Annotated in this window: 1 protein-coding gene; it reads right to left on the bottom strand. The window is 65.4% G+C overall.

From position 1 onward, the window contains the following. Positions 1-1,221, bottom strand: a 1,221-nt coding sequence (gene treS / locus ACZ60E_RS45730; RefSeq protein ID WP_469448223.1) for a maltose alpha-D-glucosyltransferase, incomplete at both ends; no start/stop codon positions are given.

A 1,221-nucleotide genomic window follows, 5' to 3' on the forward strand; every position in this document is an offset into this window, starting at 1 on the left:
GCCGAGGCCGAAGGCGGGGTTCTGTTTGCGGATCTCGATCATGCGGCGGGTCCAGTGGAGCAGGCTGGAGGGGTTGCTCATGGACGCTTCGACGTTGGTGACCTGGTAGCCGTGGACCGGGTCCATGATCGTGGGGAGGTAGAGGCGTCCGGGGTCGCAGGAGGAGAAGCCGGCGTTGCGGTCGGGGGTCCACTGCATGGGGGTGCGCACGGCGTCGCGGTCGCCGAGCCAGATGTTGTCGCCCATGCCGATCTCGTCGCCGTAGTAGAGGATCGGCGACCCGGGCAGGGACAGCAGGAGTGCGGTGAACAGTTCGATCTGGTTGCGGTCGTTGTCCAGGAGGGTGGCGAGGCGGCGGCGGATGCCGATGTTGGCGCGCATGCGGGGGTCTTTGGCGTATTCGGCATACATGTAGTCGCGTTCTTCGTCGGTGACCATTTCGAGGGTGAGCTCGTCGTGGTTGCGCAGGAAGATGCCCCACTGGCAGCCGGAGGGGATCGCCGGGGTCTTCGCCAGGATCTCCGAGACGGGGTAGCGGGATTCGCGTCGTACGGCCATGAAGATGCGTGGCATGACGGGGAAGTGGAAGGCCATGTGGCATTCGTCGCCGCCGGCGGTGTAGTCGCCGAAGTAGTCGACGACGTCTTCGGGCCATTGGTTGGCTTCGGCGAGCAGGACGGTGTCGGGGTAGTGGGCGTCGATCTCGGCGCGGACCTGTTTGAGGATCTGGTGGGTGGCGGGGAGGTTTTCGCAGTCGGTGCCCTCTTCGGCGAAGAGGTAGGGGACGGCGTCGAGGCGGAAGCCGTCGATGCCCAGGTCGAGCCAGAAGCGGAGGGCGGAGACGATTTCTTCGACGACGGCGGGGTTTTCGAAGTTGAGGTCGGGCTGGTGGGAGAAGAAGCGGTGGAAGTAGTACTGCTTGCGGATGGGGTCGAAGGTCCAGTTGGAGGCTTCGGTGTCGACGAAGATGATGCGGGCGTCGGCGTACTGCTGGTCGTCGTCGGCCCACATGTAGTAGTCGCCGTAAGGCCCCTCGGGGTCGTTGCGGGAGGCCTGGAACCAGGGGTGCTGGTCGCTGGTGTGGTTCATGACGAAGTCGATGATGACGCGCATGCCGCGCTGGTGGGCGGCGTCGACGAATTCCACGAAGTCGGCGAGGTCGCCGAATTCGGGGAGGACGGCGGTGTAGTCGGAGACGTCGTAGCCGCCGTCGCGCAGGGG

It is taken from the genome of Streptomyces sp. NPDC102514 (genome assembly GCF_055584525.1).